The following is a 20,400-nucleotide window of genomic DNA, read 5'->3' on the forward strand; positions in this document are numbered from 1 at the left end:
GATCAGAGCTTCTCGGCGCCTGCGCGGAACATGCCGATCACAAGCTCGCTGGCGCCATCGATTGCACGGCGCACGGTCGAGCCGGTGCCGATCGCTTCAGCCGCATAGACCGGCGTCTCCACCGCGATATTGCCGCTGCGCCAGACACGCACCACGCCTACCTTCTGGCCGGCCTCGATCGGCGCGCGCACCGGGCCGCTATAGACGACGCGAGCGATCAGCTTGTCGCTGCCGTTCTTGTGCACCATCACCTTCACGGGCGTCTTGGCCACGAGTTTCACCGACCGGCTCTCGCCGCCAAAGACTTTGGCGTAACCGACGGGCTGGTCGGCGGCGATCAGGGCGCGGGTCTCGAAATTGCGAAAGCCCCATTCCAGCATCTTCTTGGCTTCGGTAGCACGGTCCTCGGGATCTTCCAGACCGTTGACGACGACGATCAGCCGCGTGCCGTTCTGCACAGCCGAGCCGACCATGCCGTAGCCGCCCTCCTTGGTAAAGCCGGTCTTGAGGCCGTCGGCGCCTTCGAGCGCATTGAGCAGCGGATTGCGGTTGGGCTGGCGGATCTTGTTCCAGGTGAATTCCTTCTCGCCGAACAGTTTGTAGAATTCGGGGAAGTCCAGGATGATGTGCCGGGCGAGGATACCGAGCTCGCGCACCGTCATCTTGTTGCCGGGGTCGGGCAAGCCGTTGGAGTTGCCGAAGGTCGACTTGGTCAGGCCGAGCTCGCGGGCGCGCTTGGTCATGAAATCGGCGGCAAAGATCCGCTCGTTGCCGGCGATGCCTTCGGCAAGCGCAATGCAGGCGTCGTTGCCGCTCTGGATGATCGCGCCATGCAGGAGATCGTCGACAGAGACCTTGCTGTTGATGGCGGCGAACATGGTCGAGCCGCCCGAGGGCGCCCCGCCCTTGCGCCAGGCGTTCTCGCTGATCCGGTACTCGTCGGTCGGCTTGATGTCGCCCTTCTTGATCGCGTTGAAGACGACTTCCGCGGTCATCAGCTTCATCATGCTGGAGGGCGCCCGGAGCTCGTCGGCGTTCTTCTCGAACAGCACGCTGCCGCTGGAGGCCTCGATCAGGATCGCGGTGGGGGCATCGCCGTCAAAGCCGGCATCTTCCGCTTTCTTGGCGCCCTGGACGCTCTGGTTGGCGGCATAAAGCGCCCCGCCCCAGCCGACGCTCGCCACCAGAACCGCCGCGATCAGCCCGCGCGCCAGTGCTCCGGCAGTCAGCCGGGTGCGACGGAGCGAAAAAAGACGAATTGCCATGGCCAAGCCCTGAGAGCGGCGTTTTAACAGTTGGAACCGGTGCGAACAACACGAGGTTGACCGCTTGTCCGTGAGATTGCACGATTCTCGTCGCGCCCCTATCGTGACACCTCATGTTTCTCGACCAAACCCCTGAAACAAGGCGGAAAAGCGATGTCTTCCACCCGCGTGATCAAGGCCAACGGGATCGACCTCTTCATTCGCGAAGCCGGCCAGGGACCGCTGGTCGTGCTGTGTCATGGCTGGCCGGAATTGTCCTATTCCTGGCGCCACCAGATCCCGGCGCTCGCGGACGCCGGCTTTCACGTCGTAGCACCGGACATGCGCGGCTATGGCCGGAGTGCAGCGCCGTCTGATGTGAGCGCTTATTCGATCTTCGATACGGTCGGCGATATCGTCGGCCTGGTGCAGGCGCTCGGCGAGACCAAGGCGGTGGTGGTCGGCCACGACTGGGGCGCGCCGGTGGCCTGGCATGCGGCGTTGTTCCGCCCCGATGTCTTCACAGCGGTCGCGGGCCTGAGCGTGCCGCCGCCGTTCCGCGCCCGCGGCAAGCCGCTCGACCTGCTGCGCCAGGGTGGCGTCACCAACTTCTATTGGCAGTATTTCCAGACGCCCGGTGTCGCCGAAGCCGAGCTCGAGCGTGACGTCGCCCGCACCATGCGCATCGTACTCGGCGGACGCGGGCTCGCCGATCCGAGCGCCGCCATGTTCGTGCAGGAGGGCAAGGGCTTTCTCGGCCATGCGACCTCTGATGAGCCGCTGCCGGACTGGCTGAGCGAGACCGATTTGGCCTATTTCACCGAAACCTTCCGCAAGTCTGGCTTTCGCGGCGGGTTGAACTGGTATCGCAACATCGACCGCAATTGGGAGCTGACGGCGCCTTGGCAGGATGCGCAGATCCACCAGCCTTCGTTGTTCATTGCCGGTTCGAGAGACGCCGTCATCACCGGCCTGATCGGCGCCAAGCGCGTCAACGAGCTCGAGCGCGTGCTGTCCAACCTTACGCGGAAGCTGATCATCGAGGGCGCCGGCCATTGGGTGCAGCAGGAGCGGGCCGACGAGGTGAACGATGCACTGATCAGGTTCTTGCGCGAGGCTGCCGCGCGCTAAAGCGCGATGAGATTGGGATGAATCGTCGTCGCGCTTTAGATTTTTGCTTGAGCATGATTTGCGCGCAAACGCGCTCGGCGTTTGTCGCGACGGAAAGCGGCTACACACTTTCCAGATCAACCGTTAGGCGACAACATTCATTTTCATCGCGACGTGCGCGGCGCCCGCCGGTTCGATCTCGACAAATCCTTGCCGCAGCTAGAATCGGCGCGCGGCCGGATTGCTGCAGCTACCTAGGCCAACTTCAATCGAGCTGTTGCAGCGGACGTGCCCGCGTGCCGTTCTGACCAGTCACGCCGGCGACGCGACGCCGCCGGCTGAAAGTCGTTTGTGCTTAGTAGAGGCCGCGGCCGCTCAGGATGCCGCGGGCCTCGGCGGCGCCGTCGGAGACATAGGCGGAGGATGGAGCGCCCTCGGCCGCGTAGCGGCCATCCTCGTCATAGGACACGGCGCGCGTGTTCTGGAGCGCCCGGCCTCGGCTGCGGCTCGAGGCCGACATTTCCGAGGTCGCGTTGATCGAGGCGACATCGGCTGAGGTGTTGCCGAGACTGTAGGGCCGCCCCTCCGGCATCGGAACTTCGCCGCGGATTGCTCCCCGTCCCGGGGACGTGAGCTCCGGCACGAACGGTCTGGCCGAGGCGACGCGAACCATGGAGGGGGTCGGCGCCGGAACGCCGGTGCGTAAGGTCGCCATCAGCTGGCGGTCGTCGGAGCCTTCGAGGGGCGCCCGGCCGACATATTCAACGCGGACCTTGGCGACGCCATTGCCTTTGAATTCAAGGAGTTCGGCGGCTTTGTTCGAAACGTCGATGAGCCGGTTGCCGTGATAGGGGCCGCGGTCATTGACGCGGACGATCAGCGACTTGCCGTTCGAGACATTGGTCACCCGCGCATAGGACGGCATCGGCAGGGTCGGATGCGCCGCCGTCAGCGAACCCATGTCGAACACTTCGCCATTGGCGGTCAGGCGGCCGTGGAAATCGTCGCCGTACCAGGACGCCATGCCCTCGGCACGGTAGTTGACGTCCTCCTCGGGCACATAGGTCCGGCCCGCCACCATATAGGGCTTGCCGATGCGGTAGGTGCCGCCGCCCTTCGGGACCGGATCACCCAGGGCCACGACCCGGGGGCTCGAGGACACGCCATATTTCGGATCGACGCGGCTGGCGAACTTGCCCGACGAGGCACAATTGGCGAGCACAAGGCATGTCGCGGCCGCTGCAACACCACGCGCGGCCCGCAAAACCGAATCTGACCTTCGGATCCCCATTCGCCCCAAATACCATTTCGCCGGAGACGTGCCCAACCCGCCTTGTCAGCGAGGAGCGCCTTCCGGTCCTTTGCCCGACGCGGCCCACCACCGCTTCAGATGCGCACACGATATCGCAACCGGAACACGGCGGAAATGGGGTCTGTGCGGCGTTCGAGCCGGGATGGTAAACAGGACGTTCGTCCTTCCCCATTGATCTGCGGAGCGCGGGCAGGTCGCGGCGGCATTCTCTGTGCCACCGCTGGACAGGCTGTTGCGCCGAAGCATCACTCCAACCCCATTGTCGCGACTTTCACTGGAATTCTTTTGACTGTGCAAGGCCGCACGCGTTTTCTCGCGTGCAGGGGCGGAATGGAAATTTACGATGATCGAGACGGTTTCGGCACTGATGGGTCTGGTAAGCGCGGGGATCTTCCTGGCCCATGCGTTTGAAGGTTACCGCACGAGGGCTTGAGGCACTCGCGCGAACAACATTGCATCACCTCCTTTCAAGACGGCGCGTTCGGACAATTTTAATCGATCCGATCGAGCATCGAAGACGAGAGTGGCAGGTGTCCCATGCGCAACCATGACCTCGTATCCGATGGCTTTCTGGCATTGACTGCCGGCGGCCTGGTTCTGCTCTGCTCCAGCCTCGTGGCACTGGCCTTCGGCTGAGCACCGACGACACTTTCCCACTTTCAGACCGCAGCCATACCGCGACGCAACAGGCGTGTGTTTGTCCGGGATTGCCCTGCTCCCGTTCAGTTGATTGAATTTCCGCGTCGGCGCCTCGACTCATTTCAAGAGGCCATCACCAACGAGGGTGACTCACATGCTTGCCGAGAAATTTTTCCTGGTCCTGGAATCGCTGATCCGTGGCGGACGCACCTATCCGGATGGAAGTCCCCGGGTCATCAGCACCTCCCCGCACGTACCGATGAAGCTGCCGGACCAGAAATAGCGAGACCTTTCCAAGCTCCGATCACACGCCGTTCAGCGCAAGCCCAGCAGCGAGCGGCGATAAAGACTGTCGCGGGCTTCATTCAGGCAGACGAAGCTGCCGTCGAAGCCCTGGCCATAGCGCTTCTGACCCTTGGCGTAGTAGACGCCCTTCCTGAAATCCAGCCACACCACCTTGTCGCCAGGGCAATATCGCCGCGCCTGTGCCTCGTCGCGAAACGGCGTCAGCGGCAGCGCCGATACCTCCGCCATGCCTGCGCCAAAGACCATGACCGCGCCGAGTGCGGCCTTGCGGAGCCATCTGCCAGGACTGCTGCAAGACACTGCCGGCCTCCTGATCCGCGCCATCGTGCGGCGCTCGTTGGCCACGACAGCACCGGCCATCCGCAGACGGCGATAGGCAGCGTCACATCTTCCGGCAGCCATCTTGTCAGGTTACACGAAAGCGAGGTCATCTCGATGCGACGATGCTGCCTGAATGTCGGTTGAGCCTGAAACCAGGACCGAACTCCGCCCGCCCACGCGGCGCAATGCGTCTACATCGTGCTGTTCCTCAAGGAACATTGGCACCTTCTCCTGGCACGCGATCGACCTCACCGTGCAGCAGATCATGATGAGCGTGCTGGCGCTGATCGATGTCGTGATGATCTCCAATTTGCTCGTCACGGTCATCGTCGGCGGCTACGAGACCTTCGTCTCCCGGCTCGATCTCCGGGGCCATCCCGACGAGCCGGAATGGCTCGGCCACGTCAATGCGAGCGTCTTGAAGATCAAGCTCGCAATGGCGATCATCGGCATCTCTTCAATTGCGCTGCTGCGCACCTTCATCGAGGCCGGCAATCTCGGTTCGGGCCGCGCCGGCTTTACCGAGTAGGGCGTGATGTGGCAGGTCCTGATCCACCTCACCTTCGTGGTCTCGGCGATCGGCATCGCATTCATCGACAAGCTCAGCGAATCCGGTATGCGCAAGCACGCCGAATAAGAAGGCAGCCGTCCTACTTGTTTGCCTCGAGCTGCTGAAGGGCCTGGTGCAGGCACTCCTGGAGCTTCCGCGCGACCTGCTCACGCGATACGCCCTTGCCGGCAAGATCGCCTGCAACCCTGCCCAGGATATTGTCGATCGTCTGGCTCTCCAGAGAGTCCGTCACCAGCGCCGTCGCATAGCCCGCCGCGGCATCGCCGCTGAGCCCGAGCTGGCCTGCGGCCCAGAGCCCGAGCAGCTTGTTGGATCGGGCCGTGGCCTTGAATATGAGCTCCTCGTCGTGGGCGAATTTGGCTTCAAAGCCCTGCTCGCGCTTGTCGAACGTGGTCATGGTCAGCTCCAATGTGTCTTCGATGGGAATTGGACTGGCTGGGAGCGAACGTCTCCGTGGTTCTCGTCAATTGAGGATCATTTGAAGCTTCCGGCGGAAGGCTGACGCCGTCAAGCCTGCGTGTGATACGACCTGCGCCGGGCGAGCCCCGTCGCGGGCCGATAGCGAACGTCAGGTCCGGACCAGCCTCAACGATTAAGCGGGCTTGTTTACTGTTTGTTAAGCGGACTCACGGTCGCATGGCCTTGGGGATATCGAGGCCGATGCATGAACAGAGAGCTGCGGGAATTTCGACGGCTTGAGCGCCTCTGCCTGGAGCAGGCTGCGCTCTCCACCATGGACCTTGCGCGAACCGGCCTGTTGAAAGTGGCCGACGATTGCCGCGTCGCGGCTGAAGCAATCGAAGCGCAATCGCCGCCACGGGGCGCCTTTGCCGGCGCGGTGCAGGCGCTCAAGCTCGCCTTGACTGCCACTCGCGTGGCGAGTTGGCACTAGTCCGCGGCTGCCGGCTGGAGGCGGCTGCCTGACCGATCAGCCCGTGCCGCGCGCTTCGCGCGCCAACCGTTCGGCTCTCAACCGCTCGCGATTGGCGTAAAACGCCTTCTGCGCCTCCTCATGGTCGCGCATGGCCTTTTCCGCCTCGATCCGGCGTGTCGCATCGCGCGCCTGGCGCTGCTCGGGTGTCAGGGGTTTGCGTCGGAAGGAAAGGTCTTCACTCATGCGTACCTAACGCAGGCCGCAACCGATAAGTTCCGCACGATACACCCGAACGTGCATTTGGATCCAGCGCGGCACCAAAAAGTGGAAAACAACCCATGCAAAGTAACCGGGACCTGCGGGATCAATGACTTACGCGTGTGACGATGCCGTTTGACCTGTCGGGCAAAACAGGGGCATCCTAGTAACTTCGGAAAATCCGTCGAAAATGTCACGGGTGCGCCGCTTGTGGGGCGGACGATCCTGAGATCGACAGCAGGCAGACGACATCGATCAAAGATTCGCTGCGCCGGGAAGACGGGCCGCAAGGACACGCTGTCGCTTCGATGAGGCCCGCGACCGGTTCTTGCCATCTCCAACTCGCCCCTCAACTAATACTCCGACGTCGGCGCGTCCTTCCTGTTCGCCACGAGCGGCAATGGTTCGCGCATCACGCAGCGGAAGCCGACATGGCTGGCCGAGGTATCGACCGGCTCCGCGTGCCGCGCGGCCGGACGATAGCGGCGGCAATAGTTCGGCGCGCAGAGATGCGAGCCGCCCTTCAGGACTTTTCGCGGGATCCTGATGCTCGGCTGACAGGGGTCATAACTTGCGTCCTCGCGGCCACCACGCGGATTGTTCGGAATGCAGCACGGCTTCGCCGCCTCCATGGTGTGCCGCGCCGACCACCAGTCCGAGGTCCACTCCCAGACATTGCCGATCATGTCGTAGAGGCCATAGCCGTTCGGCGGGAAGGCCATGACCGGCGAGGTACGCTCGAACCCATCCTCGCCGAGATTCTGGACAGGGAAGTTTCCCTGCCAGAGGTTGGCCATGTGCTTGCCGCCGGGCGTCAGCGCATCGCCCCAGGCGAACTCCTCGCCGTCCAGACCACCGCGCGCGGCAAACTCCCACTCCGCCTCGGTCGGCAGATTTTTGCCGGCCCAGCGCGCATAGGCGTTCGCGTCGCTATAGGAGACGTGGACCACGGGATGATCGTCGAGACCCCTGATGTTGCTGCCGGGCCCATGAGGGGATGGCGCCAGTTGGCGCCGCGCATGAAGCTCCACCACTGGCTCCAGTCGGTGAGATCGGTGATGCGCGGCAGCGGCGAGAACACCAGCGAGCCGGCGCAGAGCATTTCCTTGAGCGCGCCGGGATAATCTCTGGGATCGGGAACGATCTGCGCCTCGGTGACGTGGCCGGTGGCGTTGACGAACTGCTTGAACTGCCTGTTGGTGACGGATGTGCGGTCAATCCAGAAATCGTCGACGGAGACGCGATGGCTCGGCGCCTCCTCGGGATAATGATGATCAGATCCCATACGGAAGGTCCCGCCGGGAATGAAGATCAACTCGCCGGTCTTCACGTCATCCGGCAACCATTCGCAGTGATCCACATCGGCCCGCAGCATGGTGGAGACTCCGATACGCGCATCCCACCTGGTGCTACGCTGCGGAAATCAGCAGACGTCGATTGCGGCAGATCGCCCTATGCGCTGGACACATTGTCTGGTCCCCTCCTCTTGGCGCTGAAGGCTGGAGATGCAGATGTCGTATTGCGTCAACATCTCGCGAATATCGCTTAGGTTGCAAATGGTATCCGAAGATTGGATGACTGTGATGTGCAGTTTGTGCCAGTTCGTCAAAGCGACCAGTGAGGCTTAATGACCCATGTCGCAAATCCCTCAAGCCAGAGCGTTGAGCGGCGAATCTATCGCGGCGAATTCAGTGATGATTTGTCTCAAAACGCGAAGTCCGTTTATCGCACCCACTTCGCGTTGTGGTGGTGTTTTGTTGCTGCCTGCCGCAGAATTGTCGCGCTTCAGTAAGAGAGTACGATCATGGGACATTTTCTTCTGGTCGATTCGCAGAAGCTTGATGGTTTCGAGGGCCTTCACCGGGCCGTTCACGGCTCTCACGTCGACGTCATGCAGCTCGGACGCGGGCGACTGCGCGGCAGCTTGTCCCATATCGGCATCGGCGATTTCTCGCTCAGCATCGGCAGTTTCAGCGTCGGCATGCGTACGCAGCGCGTCTCCAGCGATGACAAGCTGATCGTCGGGATGCTGCTGGCGGCCGAGCAGCGTGTCACCCATTGGTCGTTCGACATGCAGCTCAACGACGTGCTCGTGATTCCGCCGCTGCTCGAGCATGACGGAGTGTTTCACGGCGCATCGGCTTACGCCGCCATGCGCTTCGATCTCGACGAGGTGGCGTCGCTGTTCGGCGGGGAAGCCAGGCTGAGCGATCCAGACACGTGGCGCAGCCGCGGCCATTTCCAGGCAGATGGTGCGACCGGCGCGGCCGCCTCGCGCCGGCTGGTCCGGATCATGTCTCATCTGCGCCCGCACAGGCAGGGCCTGACGCCATCGACTGCCGATTTCTGGAGACGTTCGATCGTCGAATGCATGGCCGCCAATGTGATGTCGTCGCTGCCACCCGACGACACAGGCTGGCTTCCCTCCGCAAGGCGGCTCATCCACAGGGTCGAGGATTTTCTGGACGAGGCCGGCACGCGCCCGGTGCACGTATCCGAGATCTGCGCCGGGCTCGGAGTATCGCGACGCACGCTGCATCGGGCCTTTCAGGAGGTGTTCGGCCTGGGGCCCGTCACTTTCCTGCGGCACAAGCGCCTGTGCACGATCCATTCGATTCTGCGCGACAGCATGCCTGGTTCGACGACGGTGGCCTCAGTAGCCATGCAGCAAGGCTTCTACGAGCCCGGCCGCTTCTCACAATACTATTTCGCGATGTTCGGAGAACATCCGTCGCGAACGTTGGGAGGGCCTCCGTCGCGGGATCCCGAAGGCGGAGCCGCTACGGCCTAGCGTCTATTGGCGCGCTTGTCGGGACACTAATAAACCGCAAAATCCAGACCCCGCGCAACTCTCTGAATCTACGACAATTTCGAAACAGAACGATTCTCTGGCGGAAGGGGTATCCTGTCAACCTTGCTGTATTGGCTTCGTTTTTCCGGACGCATCGCGAGCAATCCACGGTCCCAGCCACGGCGCGTTTTGCGGGCTCGCGACCGTAGTTTGCGGCCATCTCGCGCAGTGCGGCGGCCTCGCCGGGCAACCTGCTCTCCTCCGCCAGATCCAGGCAGATGCGCTCCATGCGCGCGAGCTCGTCGACATCGTGCGGATGCTGCGCTCAGACTCTTGGGAGGCCGGAACGTCAGGGCCACAGCCTCCGGCCTACGGCGCCGCTTCATGACATCGGTCCGTATTTGGCGTACTTCGCTATTTCTCGGAGTGAGAGCCGCACGGTCTGCAATAGGTTGAACGCCAGGGATTGGATCGTGCCGGCGCCGTGGGTGACCTCATGCGGCAGCACACTGAAGTTTTTCTCCGGGTACACAGCAAATCGACAACAGCCTTCGCTTCGGTCGGCATGAGCGATCAGGCGGTTTTACCCAGCTACCTGCATCTCGGCAAAAACTCCGCGGTACCTTCAGCATAGGAACGTTTCGGTCCGCCCCGAATCCTGCTTGCGCAATCGATCCTTTGTTGTTTGTGGATCGACAGATGGAAAAAGCAGTCGCCTACGCCATCTCAGCGGCGCTCGTGGCTATGGGTATCGTGATACTAGTCATTGGCCTGTCCTCCAGCTCGCCCGCTTTGTGGACAGTCGTTGCGCTCGTCCCAATCACGGTCGGGATCGTGAGCGCTTTTGGCCCCGTATAAGGATGGGGAAAACGGCCAGTAGGTCAGATCGTCTGCATTTTTCGAATCGCGCCTCTGTTGCTCGCTCTCGCTGCCAATTTCAGAATTTGCGGGTATACACGCGCGTGAGCCATTTCGTCTCTATGCTTCTGCTTGCTCTCGCCTTGACCCTGACCTTGTGCTTTGGGGTGGCAGCCTGGCGCCTGTCGGCCGGCAACGACGTCGATATCACCGCAACGATTGCGCATCAGGAATACGGCTGGAGAGCTAGACCGAACAACTGAAGGCCCTTGCGCTCGCCCTCTGGTTGCGATTGGATCATGGTTTAGGATTATAGATCCAATGGCTATCAAATTCATTGTGGCGAAGGTTCTCAGAGACGAGCTCGCTCTGCGAGGCATCCGGTCGCTAAGTGCCGAAGAGTCAGAGAAAATCGCTGCGCGTACCTTTGAACGTATTACCGATCTCGAGCTCGAGCTTGCCGCGCGCGATTTTAACACCTCCATAAGTCGTGTCGACGTACCAACGTGACGAGGAGCGTTATGTCCGTTTACGATCCACTACGAAGGACTCTGGAGAGCGTGCGGCGGCCAAACGGTTCGGTTCACATTCTCAGAAATCGAAGCGGTGCTAGGAAAGCCATTACCCGCCTCTGCCTACAAAGTTCAGTGCTTGGTGGGGAAACGAGGCGGCGGACCTGAAAAAGCGGGAGCTGTTCGCGAAACTTGCTGAGCACTTTGCCGAGCTCACGTCGGAGGCCGAGCGAGTCTCTCGGCGACAGCCATTCCGAGATCGCTCCTGACGTTCCCCCGAGAGCTTGGCCGTTTCCTAATCTCGTCGGCGTTACCTTGGCCGACGAGGTCGTCCGTGCAGTGTGACACAATCGGCTTCACGTTCGAACTCTGCTTGTGCTGACGCGTTAGATTGTCCTCCCAACCGGAGGAGAAGGCTATGGATTGGAACCGCATCGAAGGGAACTGGAAGCAGGTAAAGGGCAAAGTGAAGGAGCAGTGGGGCAAGCTGACAGACGATGACTTAGACGCCATCGACGGAAAGCAAGACCAGCTTGAAGGAAAGCTCCAGCAGCGCTACGGCTACCAAAAGGATCAAGCCAGAAAAGAACTCAACGACTGGTTTGGTCGTCAGAAGTGGTAGACCCTGAAAGCCCGCTGGTCCCCCGCGCGGGCTTTTTTTCTCGCGTCGTTCGAAGACCGAGAACCGGCTAGGAGTTGTCCGATTACGCCACGTCAGGGACACGCTCCGAAAACCTTGGCCCGCTCACTGATGCAATGTTCGATCGGATCGACATATTGCGCACCAGAGCGCGCGCAGCACTGGCCGCCTCCCGCGCCTCCGCCAACCCGATGTCCCGGAGGGGACCGAGGCCCATGAACCTCTCTTTGCCGATTACGGGCGATTTGAATTGGAAGACCCAGCTCGCATTGCCGTTCTTGTCAACGTCGAGTGTCAGCCCATCGCCATCGGCGAGCTTGTCTCCGGGTTTCGCATGTTTCACCCGCACCGCTGTTAGATTCCCCATCTGCCATTCTCCAAAAATGTCCGCCTAAACCCACGCCCCAACCCACGCCGGCACCGTAGATGCCGGTTGACACGCGAACACATTGAACGACACAAAAGTGCAAATTCGCGTTATGTCTCAACGGTTTAGGTATCTTGGATAGACGTGTATAGACACTGATGGATTAGCAGGTGGCGGAAGGGGTGGGATTCGAACCCACGGTACCCTTGCGGGCACGCCGGTTTTCAAGACCGGTGCCTTAAACCACTCGGCCACCCTTCCAAGCAGAGAATTGCTGTCGCTTAACGCAGACGACCGCCCAAGGCAACGCGAAGTTGGCGGACTCGCGCGGCCTGCACTCTTTCCGGGGAAACGGTCTGTCAGGCGAGCGTCAGGGTGGTCCTCTAGCTTCGGCAGGACCGTCGACACCTCCCAGGGCGTCGCCGGTTGCGAGGCCCGGTTGGAGTCCCCCTCCATGTCCGGGCCTCGTTTGCGTCAAGCAAAAAGAAAACGCGGCGCCCGTGAGGAGCGCCGCGTGAATTCTCTCGTCACTGCGCCGGCTCCGTGGCCGCAGGACGCGCAGCCTGTCGCCACCGGGGCGTAATAGGAATAGCCGGGCGAGACCATCTCGACGCGCTGGCGCGTGGCGTATTGCGGCGGGATGCGCTCGTATTGGACGCCCGGCGGCGCGACCATCACGGTCTGCGGGACCATCACGGTGCGGTACTGCGCCGGCGTGCGGTGCGCGACCGTAGCGCCGGGCGAAACCATCACGGTCTCGTCGACGGCGCGGTATTGCGGCTGCACGTATTGCTGCTGATAGCAGGTCGTGCACGGCGGCGGCGTGTAGCAATTGTAGCAGCCGGCGGAAGCCGCGCCCGTCATCGAAATCGCGGCGACGACCGTTGAGAAAACGACAGCAAGAGTACGAGACATTGTGGTGGCGCCCCAGTTGCCCGAAATGGATTTGGATCAGAAGGTCGCGGCAGTGTACGCCGCGAAATCCAGGGCTGCCGAACTTCGTTGGGGCATCCTTAATGCGAACGGCCGATTTTTGCCGATCGGTAAGGACTCGTTGACCATCCACGAGGCGTGACCGCGACAGTCGCGATCACGCCTGCACGCAACGCGCTCAGTTCGTGCGCCGCTTGACCTCGCGCACCGCACCACGCGCGGCGCTGGTGGTGAGCGCAGCATAGGCCTGAAGCGCGGTCGAGACGTTGCGCTTGCGGTTCTGCGCCTGCCAGGCCGCATCGCCCTTCGCCTCTTCCGCCGCGCGGCGCTTGGCAAGCTCGTCGTCGGAGACCTCCAGGCTGATACTGCGGCTCGGGATGTCGATCGCGATGCGATCGCCGTCGCGCACGAGACCGATGTTGCCGCCCTCGGCCGCTTCCGGCGACAGATGCCCGATCGAGAGGCCTGACGAGCCGCCGGAGAAACGTCCGTCGGTGACGAGCGCGCAGGCCTTACCCAGGCCCATCGATTTCAGATAGCTCGTCGGATAGAGCATCTCCTGCATGCCGGGGCCACCGCGCGGACCTTCGTAAATGATGACTACGATTTCGCCGGCGACGACCTTGCCGTCCAAAATGCCTTCCACGGCCGCGTCCTGGCTCTCGAACACGCGGGCTGGGCCTGCGAATTTCAGGATCGAGGCGTCGACGCCGGCGGTCTTCACGATGCAGCCGTCCTGCGCCAGGTTGCCGTAGAGCACGGCGAGGCCGCCGTCCTTGCTGAAGGCGTGCTCGAGGTTGCGGACGACACCCTTCTCGCGATCGGTATCGAGCTCGTCGTAACGGCGCTCCTGGCTGAAGGCGACCTGCGTCGGGATGCCGCCCGGCGAGGCGCGGAAAAAGGTACGCACCGCTTCGCTCTTCGAACGCTTGACGTCCCAGCGCTCCAGCGCGTCGCTCATCGTCGGCGCATGCACCGTCGAGACCGAGGTGTCGATCAGCCCGGCGCGATCGAGCTCGCCCAGAATGCCCATGATGCCGCCGGCGCGATGCACGTCCTCGACGTGCACGTCGGCGACCGACGGCGCGACCTTGCACAGCACGGGCACGCGGCGCGACAGCCGGTCGATGTCGCGCATGGTAAACTCGATCTGCCCTTCATGGGCCGCCGCGAGCAGATGCAGCACGGTGTTGGTCGAGCCGCCCATCGCGATGTCCAGCGTCATCGCGTTCTCGAACGCCTTGAAGTTGGCGACATTACGCGGCAGCACGGAGGCGTCGTCCTGCTCGTAATAGCGCCGCACCAGATCGACGATGGTGTGGCCGGCCTCGACGAACAATCGCTTGCGGTCGGCATGCGTTGCCACCACCGTGCCGTTGCCGGGCAGCGCGAGGCCGAGTGCTTCGGTCAGGCAGTTCATCGAATTCGCCGTGAACATGCCCGAACAGGAGCCGCAGGTCGGGCACGCCGAGCGCTCGATCACCTTGACGTCCTCGTCGCTGACCTTGGAGTCGGCGGCTGCAACCATGGCATCGATGAGGTCGACGGCCTTGGTCTTGCCCTGGAGCTTGACCTTGCCGGCCTCCATCGGCCCGCCCGAGATGAACACGGCGGGGATGTTGAGCCGCAGCGCCGCCATCAGCATGCCGGGCGTGATCTTGTCGCAATTGGAGATGCAGACGAGACCGTCGGCGCAATGGGCGTTGGCCATGTATTCGACGCTGTCGGCGATCAGCTCGCGCGACGGCAGGCTGTAGAGCATGCCGTCATGGCCCATGGCGATGCCGTCGTCGACCGCGATGGTGTTGAACTCTTTCGCCACGCCGCCGGCCTGCTCGATCTCGCGGGCCACAAGCTGGCCGAGGTCCTTCAGATGGACGTGGCCGGGCACGAACTGGGTGAAGGAGTTGACGACCGCGATGATCGGCTTGCCGAAATCGGCATCCTTCATGCCCGTCGCGCGCCAGAGGCCGCGGGCGCCCGCCATGTTGCGGCCGTGGGTGGTGGTGCGGGAGCGATAGGCTGGCATGGCGGTTTCCGTCCTGGTTGGGTCAGCCGGGCGGGAAATGTGGAGCCGCCTCAGGCCTTTCCGGCCGGATAGCGCACGGGGTGGGCGCGCGCAACGGGAACTTGGCGCTGACGGGACCGGATAAGCCTTTCGCAGGCCTCCCCTGCTCCCGGCGCGGGCTAAAGCGCGAAGCGCTTTAGGTTATTGTTCGAGCATGATCTTTCCGGAAAACCGCTCCACACTTTTCCGGATCATGCTCTATTGGAGAGTCGGATCGAGCCGGTCGCGCAGCCAGTCGCCGATCACGGAGACGGCCAGCGTGGTCACGACGATCGTGGCCGCCGGCGCCAGCATGATCCAGGGCGCCCGGGTCAGGTACTCGCGGCCGTAGCCGACCATGTTGCCGAGGCTGGTCATCGGCGGCTGCACGCCGAGACCGAGGAAGGACAGGCCGGACTCCATCAGGATCACCTCGGGGAAGACCAGCGTCGTCGATACAATCAGGGTCGAAGCGATGTTGGGCAGGATGTGCCGCAGATAAATCCGCGCCGGCCCTGCGCCGAGCTGGCGAACCGCGGCCGCGTAGCCTTGCGCATTGGCGGAGACGGCAAGACCGCGCGCGATGCGGGCGTAGCGCTCCCAGCCAAAAAATCCCATCAGGCCGATCAGGAGCGGCAGCGAATTGCCGAAGAATGCGAGCACCGCGAGCGCCATGATCAGGAACGGCATGCTGGCCTGAAAATCGGTCAGCATCAGCACGAATTGCTCGACGGCCCCGCGAAAATGCGCGGCGAGGAAGCCGAGCGTGGTGCCGACGATCGCCGATATCGCCGTCGCGCCGAAGGCGATCAGGAGCGAGATGCGGATCGAGACGAGCAGCCGCGACAGCACGTCGCGGCCGAGCTCGTCGGTGCCGAGCCAGTGCGCGACATTGCCGGGCGCAGCGAGGCGGTTGCGCAGGTCGAGCTGGGTGTAGCCATAGGGCGCAAGCTTGTCCGCGAAGGCCGCGATCACCAGCATCACGACAATCCAGCCGGCCGCGAGCGCGACCGACACCGGGATCGCCGGAAGGCCGATGCGGCGGCGGACGGCGGTATCCTTCAGCGTCGCGTCGGTCATGCATGCGCTCCTTTGGCGCGCAGCCGCGGGTCGAGGAAGCCATAGAGGAAGTCGACGATCAAATTGGACGTGACCATGGTCAGCGCGACCAGTAGGAGGATGCACTGCACGACGGCGAGGTCGCGGTTGGCGACGGCAACGACGAGCAGGCGCCCTACCCCGGGCCACGAAAACACGCTCTCGACCACGACCGCGCCTGCGATCAGCGTGCCCACCATGAAGCCCAGGATCGTGACGGTCGGGATCGCCGCGTTCGGCAGCGCGTGGGACGTCACGACCCTGTGCCAGGGCACGCCTTTCGCCGACGCCGTGCGGATATAGGGCTGGCCCAGCACTTCCAACATCGCACTGCGCGTGAAGCGCGCCAGCACGGCCGCACCGCCGAGGCTCAGCGTCGCGATCGGCAGGATGGCGTGGCGCCAACTGTCCTGCCCGCCCGAGGGCAGCCAGCCGAGCTGCACGGCGAAGACGAGCACGAGCAGCAGCGCCAGCACGAAGCTCGGCACGGTAAAGCCGGCGACCGCCGTCATCATCACGGCGCGGTCGATCGCCGATCCCCGATGCAGCGCGGCGTAGATGCCGGCTGGAATGCCGAGAGCGATCTTGAATGCGAAGGCCGGCAGCGTCAGCGCCAGCGTCGCCGGGATCCGCTCCAGCACGAGCTCGATCGCGGGCCTTCCATCACGCATGGAGCGGCCGAGCTCGCCCTTGGCGATGGCGCCGAAGTAATCGAGATATTGCATCCAGATAGGATCATCGAGGCCCCAGGCCTTGCGGAACGCCGCGAGGACCTCGGGCGGAGCCTCCGGTCCCAGGATCATCAGCGCGGGATCGCCTGACAGACGCAGCACGACAAAAGCGAAGGTGACGACGAGAACGATCGTCAGCGTCGCGCGCCCGATCCGGATGGCGAAATAGCGTCCCATCAGGCTGCGTCCTGCGTCTCGGCCCGAGGGCCCGACACGAGATGGCAGGCGACCTGCCGGTCCCCACCGACGGCTGAGAGGACTGGTGTCTCGGTCGCGCAACGCGCGATCGCGCGCGGGCAGCGCGGATGGAAGGCGCAGCCTTGCGGGCGCGCAGCCGGGTTCGGCGGATCACCTGATAGCACGATGCGGCCCGCGCTGCGGCGGCCCGGCGCCGGCGATGCCGAGACCAGTGCCTGCGTATAGGGATGCTCCGGCCGCGCGAACAGATCGTCGGCACTGCCGACTTCGACGATGCGGCCAAGGTACATCACGGCGACCACATTGCTGATCTGTCTGACGACACGCAGATCGTGGCTGATGAACAGCAGCGTCAGCGCGAGCTGGGCCTGGAGATCGGCGAGCAGATTCACCACCTGCGCCTGAATCGAGACATCGAGCGCGCTGACCGGCTCGTCACACACCAGGAAGTCGGGCTTCGTCGCCAGCGCCCGCGCCAGCACGACGCGCTGGCGCTGTCCTCCCGAGAGCGCACCCGGATAGCGCGCGCCATGCGCCGGCGTCAGCTCGACCGCGCGCAACAATTCGCGCACCCGCTCGTCGCGTTCGCTGGGTGTGCCGAGACTGTGAATGTCCAGGGGCTCGCGGATCTGTGCAGCAACTGGCAAACGCCGGTCCAGCGCGCCCAGCGGGTCCTGAAAGATCATCTGCATGCGCGCGCGTTGCCTGCGCCACTCTGCCGTTCCCGGCACCGCCATCGGTCTGCCGTCGAACCGCACATCGCCGCGATCGGGCGGCTCCAATCCGAGCACGATACGGCCCGTGGTGGATTTGCCTGAACCGGACTCGCCCACGAGGCCCAGCGTTTCGCCCTTGGGGATGGCAAGCGATACGCTATCGACCGCACGGACGGCCGTGCTTCGGCCGAACATTCCGGAACGCATGCTGTAGCTGCGCGCGATCGCGGACACCTCGACGAGCGGCGTGCTCATTCGGCGGCGACCCCGAGCAGCGCGCGGCGCGAAGCCTCGGCACGGATGCAGGCGACCGCGCGATCGTCCGCGATCGGCGCGAGGCTCGGTGCAGCTAGACCGCACGGCTCGGTCGCCAACACACAGCGCGGCGCGAAGGCGCAGCCGGTCGGCATCATCGCGGGATCGGGCACCGTCCCCGGAATAGCGGTGAGGCGCCGGCGCGGTCCGTCGAGCGGCGGCAACGCGCCGATCAGGCCCTGTGCGTAGGGATGGACGGGATCGGCGAAGAGCTGGCTGGCCGGCGCCTGCTCGACGATGCGGCCGGCATACATCACCGCGACGCGGTCGCAGTTTTCGGCGACGACGCCGAGATCGTGGCTGATCAGCACCATCGCCATGCCCATCTCGCGCCGGACTGAGGAGAGCAGCTCCAGGATCTGCGCCTGAATGGTCGCGTCCAGCGCCGTGGTCGGCTCGTCTGCCACCAGCAGATCGGGATTTCCGGCCAGCGCCATCGCGATCATGATGCGCTGGACCTGTCCGCCGGAAAATTCGTGCGGATAGGCCGATAGCCGCCTTGCCGCATCGGGAATGCCGACGAGATCGAGCAGCCGCCGCGCTTCCGCCTTCACCGCCTCACCCGAGAGACCGCGATGCAGCGCCAGGGCCTCGCAAAGCTGCTTGCGGATAGTCAGCACCGGATTGAGCGCGCTCGAGGGGTCCTGGAAGATCATGGCGACGCGCCCGCCCCGCACCTGGTCGAGTAGCGCAGCAGGCGCGCCGAGGATCTCGCGCCCGTCGAGCCGCACCGAGCCCGAGACGCGGGCATTCCGCGGCAAGAGGCCCAGTGCCGCAAGCCAGGTGACCGACTTGCCGGAGCCGGACTCGCCGACGAGGCCCAAGGCCTCGCCCCTGCGCAAGCTGAGATCGACGCCGCGCAGCACCTGCACGCCGTTGAAGGCGACGCTTAGGCCCTGGATGCTGACCAGCGGCGACACGTCAGGCCTCGAAATTGCCGGTACGGAAATCCATTGCGAAGGCCGGGGACGCCTTCCACTTGATCGACTTCGGCTTGGCCGTGAAGGTCGCGTTCTGGTGCAGCACCGTGTAGGCGGGGTCCTCGCGCTCGGCGATCTCCAGCATGCGGCGGAACGCCTTCTTGCGCGCTGCGCGATCGGTCGAGGTTTCCAGGAATTCCGAGAGCGTGTTCAGCTCGACATTGGTCCATTCGCCGATCTGCTGCTGCTGGCCGTTCGGGCCGTGCTGGGCCACCAGCGACGACACGGGATCGTTGAAGGCCGCCGAGTTCGACGAGTCGCGCACCGCGCGGGTCGGCGCGCGCTCCATGATCTGCGACCAGTTCTCCTTGGTCTCGATCTGGACGTTGAGACCGACCGACTTCCACATCTCGACCAGCACCTGCGCGGTCGCGACCTGGTTGGTGTAGTAATTGTTGAGCAGGCGATACGGAATCGGGTCGCCCTTGTAGTTGGCCTGCTTCAACAGATCCTGCGCGAGCTTCGGGTCATATGCCGGCACGCTCCAGTCAGCGTTGAACATGTCGCCATAAAATTCCCACTGGAGGCCCTTCGGCACGCGGGTGCGGCCGGCCCACAGGCTGTCGACGATCGCCTGGCGGTCGATCGCGTGGGTGAAGGCGCGCCGCACCAGCGGATTGGCAAGCTGGGCATGGTTCTTGTCGAACACGGTCAGGCGGTGATTGAGGATGGTGCCGCCCTGCACTTCGAACGCAGCGTTCTTCTCGATGCCGGCGATCTGGTCCGGCGGGATGTCGCAGGCGAACTGGTATTCGCCCGAGAGCAGGCCGTTAATGCGGCTCGCGACCTCCGGCACTTCGAGGAAGCGGATGCGCTTGAGCGGCGGCCGGCCGCCCCAATATTCGTCATGCGCCTCCAGCGTCAACGACACATCAGGCTTGAGCTCGACGACCTTGTACGGGCCGGTCGTGATCGGCTTGCGCGCCCAGTCGAGATAGTTCGCGGATTCGTCCCAGGCCCGGCGATTTGCGATGTCGGAGCCGTAACGCGACAGCCGGCCTTCGATCGTGACGTCTGGCGTCGCGTTGTAGAAGCGCACGGTGTACTTGTCGACGGCGTCGACGCGCACGAGATCCGGCCAGATGCGGCGCGCGACGGCCGGCACGTCCGGCGGCAGCTCCTTGCCCGGGCGCGGTGTCGGGATCTTCTCGAACGCCTGAATGGTGGAGCGGCTCTTGGCCTCGGTCTCGCCGAACATGCGCTCCCGGCTGAAGGTGAAGACGACGTCCGCCGCCGTCAGCTCGTCGCCATTGTGGAATTTCACGCCCTGGCGCAGCTTCACCTCGACGGTCTGGTCGTCGATGCGGCGCCATTCGGTGGCGAGCCCCGGCACGGCCTCGAGGCTGCCGCGCCAGTTCTTGGAAATCAGGCCTTCCCAGATCGAGGAGAAGAACACGCGCTCGCCGACATTGGACTGCTCGCGCAGCACGTCGAGCACGTTCGAATTCGTCACTTTCTGCACCGCGATCGTCACGGACGGACGATTGTCGCCCTGCGCGATCGCAAGGCGCGGCAGGAGGAGCGTGCTTGCGGCAGCGCCGCCGGATTTCAGGATGGTACGACGGGTGAGTTTGCTCAT

At 63.8% G+C, this 20,400-nt stretch carries 18 protein-coding genes, 1 tRNA gene and 2 pseudogenes; 7 read left to right on the top strand and 14 right to left on the bottom strand.

All coding sequences use genetic code 11. From position 1 onward, the window contains the following. Nucleotides 1-2: 2 nt before the first annotated feature. The gene (locus tag IVB18_RS25395; RefSeq protein ID WP_247983170.1) at nt 3-1,265 is read right to left on the bottom strand and encodes a D-alanyl-D-alanine carboxypeptidase family protein; all 1,263 of its coding nucleotides are present in this window, start codon (nt 1,263-1,265) and stop codon (nt 3-5) included. Between the two features lie 153 nt (nt 1,266-1,418). Between IVB18_RS25395 and IVB18_RS25400 the strand changes: the two genes are divergently transcribed. Beyond that, the gene (locus IVB18_RS25400) at nt 1,419-2,375 is read left to right on the top strand and encodes an alpha/beta hydrolase (RefSeq protein ID WP_247983171.1); all 957 of its coding nucleotides are present in this window, start codon (nt 1,419-1,421) and stop codon (nt 2,373-2,375) included. 334 nt (nt 2,376-2,709) lie between these two features. Here the strand turns inward: IVB18_RS25400 and IVB18_RS25405 are convergent, their stop codons facing one another. Beyond that, complete coding sequence (locus tag IVB18_RS25405) at nt 2,710-3,645, bottom strand: septal ring lytic transglycosylase RlpA family protein (RefSeq protein ID WP_247983172.1); 936 nt, start codon at nt 3,643-3,645, stop codon at nt 2,710-2,712. A gap of 814 nt (nt 3,646-4,459) precedes the next feature. Here IVB18_RS25405 and IVB18_RS51675 point away from each other — a divergent pair. Then, entirely contained in the window at nt 4,460-4,588 is a 129-nt protein-coding gene (locus IVB18_RS51675) for a hypothetical protein (RefSeq protein ID WP_256476331.1), read from the top strand. Nucleotides 4,589-4,620: 32 nt separating this feature from the next. Here the strand turns inward: IVB18_RS51675 and IVB18_RS25410 are convergent, their stop codons facing one another. After that, nucleotides 4,621-4,857, bottom strand: coding sequence for a hypothetical protein (locus IVB18_RS25410; protein ID WP_247991730.1), 237 nt, complete (start codon nt 4,855-4,857; stop codon nt 4,621-4,623). 208 nt (nt 4,858-5,065) lie between these two features. Between IVB18_RS25410 and IVB18_RS25415 the strand changes: the two are divergent. Next, nucleotides 5,066-5,569, top strand: a pseudogene (locus IVB18_RS25415) (TIGR00645 family protein). A 13-nt stretch (nt 5,570-5,582) separates the two neighbouring features. Here the strand turns inward: IVB18_RS25415 and IVB18_RS25420 are convergent. Beyond that, nucleotides 5,583-5,900 (bottom strand): DUF1476 domain-containing protein, encoded by a 318-nt coding sequence (locus IVB18_RS25420; protein WP_247983173.1) that lies wholly within the window; start codon nt 5,898-5,900, stop codon nt 5,583-5,585. Between the two features lie 267 nt (nt 5,901-6,167). On the opposite strand from IVB18_RS25420, the gene IVB18_RS25425 reads away from it, so the two are divergent. Then, on the top strand, nt 6,168-6,395 hold the full coding sequence (locus IVB18_RS25425) for a hypothetical protein (RefSeq protein ID WP_247983174.1): 228 nt from the start codon (nt 6,168-6,170) through the stop codon (nt 6,393-6,395). A 36-nt stretch (nt 6,396-6,431) separates the two neighbouring features. Here the strand turns inward: IVB18_RS25425 and IVB18_RS25430 are convergent, their stop codons facing one another. Further along, nucleotides 6,432-6,620 (bottom strand): hypothetical protein, encoded by a 189-nt coding sequence (locus IVB18_RS25430; RefSeq protein ID WP_247983175.1) that lies wholly within the window; start codon nt 6,618-6,620, stop codon nt 6,432-6,434. Nucleotides 6,621-6,988: 368 nt separating this feature from the next. Beyond that, a pseudogene (locus IVB18_RS25435) lies at nt 6,989-8,010 on the bottom strand (formylglycine-generating enzyme family protein). Nucleotides 8,011-8,439: 429 nt separating this feature from the next. On the opposite strand from IVB18_RS25435, the gene IVB18_RS25440 reads away from it, so the two are divergent. From IVB18_RS25440 to IVB18_RS25450, 3 genes are all read left to right on the top strand, one after another. Next, nucleotides 8,440-9,426, top strand: a complete 987-nt coding sequence (locus tag IVB18_RS25440; RefSeq protein WP_247983176.1) for a helix-turn-helix domain-containing protein — start codon at nt 8,440-8,442, stop codon at nt 9,424-9,426. A 1,179-nt stretch (nt 9,427-10,605) separates the two neighbouring features. After that, nucleotides 10,606-10,794: a hypothetical protein gene (locus tag IVB18_RS25445; protein ID WP_247983177.1), complete on the top strand. Its 189-nt coding sequence runs from the start codon at nt 10,606-10,608 to the stop codon at nt 10,792-10,794. Between the two features lie 420 nt (nt 10,795-11,214). Beyond that, nucleotides 11,215-11,418 (top strand): CsbD family protein, encoded by a 204-nt coding sequence (locus tag IVB18_RS25450; protein WP_247983178.1) that lies wholly within the window; start codon nt 11,215-11,217, stop codon nt 11,416-11,418. 556 nt (nt 11,419-11,974) lie between these two features. Here IVB18_RS25450 and IVB18_RS25455 read toward each other — a convergent pair. From IVB18_RS25455 to IVB18_RS25490, 8 genes are all read right to left on the bottom strand, one after another. After that, nucleotides 11,975-12,064, bottom strand: a tRNA-Ser gene (locus IVB18_RS25455). Nucleotides 12,065-12,277: 213 nt separating this feature from the next. Continuing rightward, nucleotides 12,278-12,667 (bottom strand): hypothetical protein, encoded by a 390-nt coding sequence (locus IVB18_RS25460; protein ID WP_247991731.1) that lies wholly within the window; start codon nt 12,665-12,667, stop codon nt 12,278-12,280. A gap of 247 nt (nt 12,668-12,914) precedes the next feature. Then, the gene (gene ilvD, locus IVB18_RS25465) at nt 12,915-14,765 is read right to left on the bottom strand and encodes a dihydroxy-acid dehydratase (RefSeq protein WP_247983179.1); all 1,851 of its coding nucleotides are present in this window, start codon (nt 14,763-14,765) and stop codon (nt 12,915-12,917) included. A 237-nt stretch (nt 14,766-15,002) separates the two neighbouring features. Further along, nucleotides 15,003-15,863 (bottom strand): ABC transporter permease, encoded by an 861-nt coding sequence (locus IVB18_RS25470; RefSeq protein WP_247983180.1) that lies wholly within the window; start codon nt 15,861-15,863, stop codon nt 15,003-15,005. Beyond that, complete coding sequence (locus tag IVB18_RS25475) at nt 15,860-16,789, bottom strand: ABC transporter permease (RefSeq protein ID WP_247983181.1); 930 nt, start codon at nt 16,787-16,789, stop codon at nt 15,860-15,862. The genes IVB18_RS25470 and IVB18_RS25475 overlap by 4 nt, the downstream gene beginning before the upstream one ends. Continuing rightward, the gene (locus tag IVB18_RS25480) at nt 16,789-17,781 is read right to left on the bottom strand and encodes an oligopeptide/dipeptide ABC transporter ATP-binding protein (protein WP_247983182.1); all 993 of its coding nucleotides are present in this window, start codon (nt 17,779-17,781) and stop codon (nt 16,789-16,791) included. The genes IVB18_RS25475 and IVB18_RS25480 overlap by 1 nt, the downstream gene beginning before the upstream one ends. Next, entirely contained in the window at nt 17,778-18,761 is a 984-nt protein-coding gene (locus IVB18_RS25485) for an ABC transporter ATP-binding protein (protein WP_247983183.1), read from the bottom strand. The genes IVB18_RS25480 and IVB18_RS25485 overlap by 4 nt, the downstream gene beginning before the upstream one ends. Nucleotide 18,762: 1 nt before the next feature. Next, a complete protein-coding gene (locus IVB18_RS25490; RefSeq protein ID WP_247983184.1) occupies nt 18,763-20,400 on the bottom strand; it encodes an ABC transporter substrate-binding protein in 1,638 nt (545 codons plus the stop codon).

The organism is Bradyrhizobium sp. 186 (assembly GCF_023101685.1).
Lineage (GTDB): Bacteria > Pseudomonadota > Alphaproteobacteria > Rhizobiales > Xanthobacteraceae > Bradyrhizobium.

Excerpts from the sequence above, each read along its gene's own strand:
- IVB18_RS25475 (WP_247983181.1), bottom strand. The coding sequence starts at position 16,789 with ATGGGACGCTATTTCGCCATCCGGATCGGGCGCGCGACGCTGACGATC.
- IVB18_RS25405 (WP_247983172.1), bottom strand. The coding sequence starts at position 3,645 with ATGGGGATCCGAAGGTCAGATTCGGTTTTGCGGGCCGCGCGTGGTGTT.
- IVB18_RS25400 (WP_247983171.1), top strand. The coding sequence starts at position 1,419 with ATGTCTTCCACCCGCGTGATCAAGGCCAACGGGATCGACCTCTTCATT.
- IVB18_RS25460 (WP_247991731.1), bottom strand. The coding sequence starts at position 12,667 with ATGACGGGCGCGGCTTCCGCCGGCTGCTACAATTGCTACACGCCGCCG.
- IVB18_RS25425 (WP_247983174.1), top strand. The coding sequence starts at position 6,168 with ATGAACAGAGAGCTGCGGGAATTTCGACGGCTTGAGCGCCTCTGCCTG.
- IVB18_RS25480 (WP_247983182.1), bottom strand. The coding sequence starts at position 17,781 with ATGAGCACGCCGCTCGTCGAGGTGTCCGCGATCGCGCGCAGCTACAGC.
- IVB18_RS25450 (WP_247983178.1), top strand. The coding sequence starts at position 11,215 with ATGGATTGGAACCGCATCGAAGGGAACTGGAAGCAGGTAAAGGGCAAA.
- IVB18_RS25470 (WP_247983180.1), bottom strand. The coding sequence starts at position 15,863 with ATGACCGACGCGACGCTGAAGGATACCGCCGTCCGCCGCCGCATCGGC.
- IVB18_RS25410 (WP_247991730.1), bottom strand. The coding sequence starts at position 4,857 with ATGGTCTTTGGCGCAGGCATGGCGGAGGTATCGGCGCTGCCGCTGACG.
- IVB18_RS25490 (WP_247983184.1), bottom strand. The coding sequence starts at position 20,400 with ATGAGCAAACTCACCCGTCGTACCATCCTGAAATCCGGCGGCGCTGCC.
- IVB18_RS25440 (WP_247983176.1), top strand. The coding sequence starts at position 8,440 with ATGGGACATTTTCTTCTGGTCGATTCGCAGAAGCTTGATGGTTTCGAG.
- IVB18_RS25420 (WP_247983173.1), bottom strand. The coding sequence starts at position 5,900 with ATGACCACGTTCGACAAGCGCGAGCAGGGCTTTGAAGCCAAATTCGCC.
- IVB18_RS25430 (WP_247983175.1), bottom strand. The coding sequence starts at position 6,620 with ATGAGTGAAGACCTTTCCTTCCGACGCAAACCCCTGACACCCGAGCAG.
- IVB18_RS25445 (WP_247983177.1), top strand. The coding sequence starts at position 10,606 with ATGGCTATCAAATTCATTGTGGCGAAGGTTCTCAGAGACGAGCTCGCT.
- IVB18_RS51675 (WP_256476331.1), top strand. The coding sequence starts at position 4,460 with ATGCTTGCCGAGAAATTTTTCCTGGTCCTGGAATCGCTGATCCGTGGC.
- ilvD (WP_247983179.1), bottom strand. The coding sequence starts at position 14,765 with ATGCCAGCCTATCGCTCCCGCACCACCACCCACGGCCGCAACATGGCG.
- IVB18_RS25395 (WP_247983170.1), bottom strand. The coding sequence starts at position 1,265 with ATGGCAATTCGTCTTTTTTCGCTCCGTCGCACCCGGCTGACTGCCGGA.